General features: G+C 37.4%; 3 protein-coding genes. All 3 read right to left on the bottom strand.

What is annotated here, in order from left to right:
* Window positions 1–412 precede the first annotated feature (412 nt).
* A complete protein-coding gene (locus tag DD616_RS03990) occupies window positions 413–958 on the bottom strand; it encodes a hypothetical protein (protein WP_208871493.1) in 546 nt (181 codons plus the stop codon).
* A 705-nt stretch (window positions 959–1,663) separates the two neighbouring features.
* Window positions 1,664–2,062 carry a hypothetical protein gene (locus DD616_RS03985; RefSeq protein WP_208871492.1) on the bottom strand — a complete coding sequence of 133 codons (399 nt, stop codon included), beginning with the start codon at window positions 2,060–2,062 and terminating at the stop codon, window positions 1,664–1,666.
* Window positions 2,059–3,089: zinc dependent phospholipase C family protein (locus DD616_RS03980; RefSeq protein ID WP_306307606.1), on the bottom strand; the 1,031-nt coding region annotated here is incomplete at its 5' end. The genes DD616_RS03985 and DD616_RS03980, both read right to left, overlap by 4 nt.

The following is a 3,089-nucleotide window of genomic DNA, read 5'->3' as shown; positions in this document are numbered from 1 at the left end:
AAACAAAGTCCACCTTTCAGCGACAAACCAAGCTTTTGAATCAGACAAACTCAACGAGCGAAAACTTCAGCAAAAGCAAAATGCTCGATTAACGTGCCCTTTCCACACTTTGCGCCCACAAGATTCACAACACGCCAACTCTAAAACTGATTGAGGCAAACAAAGAACTTTGCCTGTTTTACGGTTTGAGTGAACCACGAATCTGAGGGTAAAAGTGCTCATTTGCCGGCAACACAAAACGAATGGCCGGAGAAATCTAAAAAGATTGAATCCCTAAATTTACCTGAGTTGCATAACGCCGCATTAAGGTGTGAGCAACGCTACCACTGAACCTAACCTTACCACCGTAAACACAAAACCCAACGATGGAATGAAAAATGCCAAGCGTTGGGAATCACTCTTAAATGCTTTGTTAACTTGATAGCCGCCCATAGAACTTAGATAGTGCCGTATGGAATTTTTCCTGTGCAGTTCTAGCTTCTTTTCGCATACAGTTCAACTGATTGTAATTCGGGTATTCTTTTTCAAAAAACATCATATCACGTAGCTGTTTTTCTAATTCACCACAATCTTTCAAACGATTAGCAGCTTCGTCAGCACCTAATAATCTTAATTTTGAAAGACTAGATTTCTTTTTTGACCAACTAACAATCAATTCTTTGTCTCGCTCAACGATTGCTTGAATTTGATTTTCGGTCAATTTAACTTCGTCTAAATCATGATCCTTATGCTTTAAAATTGCACCAATTTTTGAATAAACCATTTCCCACGAATCAAAATACTCATCGACTTCATCTGATATTTTTTCCAAAACTTTTGTCTTGTGCTCTATAAAAAATTTGTCATGTGTTGCTTTAGCATTATGCTTAACACCAAGTACAGTCACAACACCAGTAACCAAAGAGGGCAAACCAATTTTTATCAAGTTATTGACTACTTCTGCCCACTCATTTTCCATTAAACTCTCCTCGATATACTAAAAGTTAACGCCCAATTAAGTGGTGAACAACGCACTGACCAAGCCGCTGCATTGCACCATAAAACACTTTACCTGACGCATAGTAAAACTGCCACGCGTTGAGAATCCACTTGAATTGATTGTTATGTGAATTTTACCGTGAATTCAAAGTAACCCACCGTAGAAATGAAGAGATTTGAATAAGTTACGTACAAAAACGATGCTTACCAAAACCTAAATTTCACAGCGATCTGAGCCGAAGAGAGCCACTTACAGAATCGACAACAAAGAAAGCGCCCTTTCAGCAACCGCTAAATTTTTTGCGTCACCAGATATTCAGAGCTGAATGTCAGCAAGAAAACCAGTCAAAAGGACATTTCAATTAAAGCGATTTGAAACTGACGAAACTCAACACAAGCCAGATCCAAAACTTAATTGAGGCAATCCAAGAACCTTGAAAACGATCAATATCAGGTTGTTCAAGAATCCATTTCGACCAAGCCAACTTGCCGAAAACACGGAACGAATTCTCAATAAAATCGTAGCTTTGACCTAAAAAACTGACCAAACACATAACGCCGCATTAAGGTGTGAGCAACGCTGTCACCTGACCTAAACCATTGCGCCGTAAACACGAAACCCAACCTTGAGCTAAAAATGCCAAGCGTTGGGAATCACTCTTAAATGCTTTGTTATATGCGTTCTCTAATTGCATACCTGATTACTTTGCAATGTAATCACACAACTATTACTTTTAAGTTCATGCCAATAAACTTTATCAAGTACAGCGTTACACCCTGCATCTTCGATTAAGGCAACATCTTCTTCACACAATAGAAGTACGGCATTGTCGCCTTGCATTTCAGCTTTAATTGTATATTTAACAAAAGGTGCAACCTTATCAGGTTGCTCTGTTGAAACAATTTCTAAGGCCTGTGCACCGCCATCAATCATGACATCACCAAATTTAATGGATCCATCGACAGTTTGAGCAAGATCTTTAAATTGGGAAGCTAAGTCATACATTTTTTCATCGTTATATGGTTTAGATACAGCGCATCCAGCAGTTAACATTGATAATATTAATAAGTTTAGATATTTCATGAGTTACTCCAAGCAGTCAACATTTCCTTTTCACAACGACCAGTGTCTAAGTTCCAATTTAAAAACATATCAACACTACCGTCATCAAAAACAGCGTTAGACAAGTAACACAAGTATTGCTTCACATTTTCAACTGCTCGTTCGAAAATTGAATCATAATCTTCTATCCCACAAGGTGTTTTCAAAGCTTTAATATAAGATTCATCTATCTCTTCCAAACTTGGATAAACCAACCCTTGTTTCGCAGCAACATGTCTAGCTAAAGGAAAAAGTCGATAACCCTCTTCAATATTATCAACTATAAACTGAAAGCCTTTATACCAACCGTTAATATCAGGATGTGTAGAGTCAGCTTTTTCAGGAAAAACATCCTTTAAGCAAGTTTCCCATAGCTTAGTAATTATTCTATCTAAATTCGATGGGTTTGTAGGATCGTTACAAGATCCAATATTATTGTTCACCCTTTCAGCATAACCGATTTCACCTAAGTTTAACTTTGGCCATATATACGCATCTTGATTCATCTCACAAATTCGATGTTCTTGAGAATTTTCATGGTATGGCCCAACTCTCATCTCAACAACAGGGTGAATTGTAATATCAGAAATGACATGGGCAACAAAACCACAAAGCCAAGCAAATGCTTTCTCTTGATCCTCGCCTGATAAATTTTTTACAAGTAATATTGCTTTTCTTATTAAGACGCCTACTTTCTCATAATGCATCTTATCGGCCCATTCATTTTGGTCTGGACTTCCTAATTTTAAATAAGGAAAGTCAGGACTGACACAGCCTAGCTCAACGAATTTTTGATTTCGGCTGAGAGCTAACTTTGCTTTTTTAGGCATATTTAATGATTTGAGATTTGAATTACTTATTGCGAAATTAACAGCTGTTATATGTGCAAATGCGCCTGGCATAGCTAATCCTCCATGATAAATGATCAATGATTTTACTATTAAATTTAAAGACTTAATGTGATGTAGATAAGGTTGGCCAGTAATAGCATATAACGCCCGGCTAAGGG

The sequence above is a fragment of the Vibrio anguillarum genome, from assembly GCF_003390515.1.
GTDB lineage: Bacteria > Pseudomonadota > Gammaproteobacteria > Enterobacterales > Vibrionaceae > Vibrio > Vibrio anguillarum.
This window is presented reverse-complemented; position numbering and strand designations above follow the sequence as displayed.

Excerpts from the sequence above, each read along its gene's own strand:
- DD616_RS03990 (WP_208871493.1), bottom strand. The coding sequence starts at position 958 with ATGGAAAATGAGTGGGCAGAAGTAGTCAATAACTTGATAAAAATTGGT.
- DD616_RS03985 (WP_208871492.1), bottom strand. The coding sequence starts at position 2,062 with ATGAAATATCTAAACTTATTAATATTATCAATGTTAACTGCTGGATGC.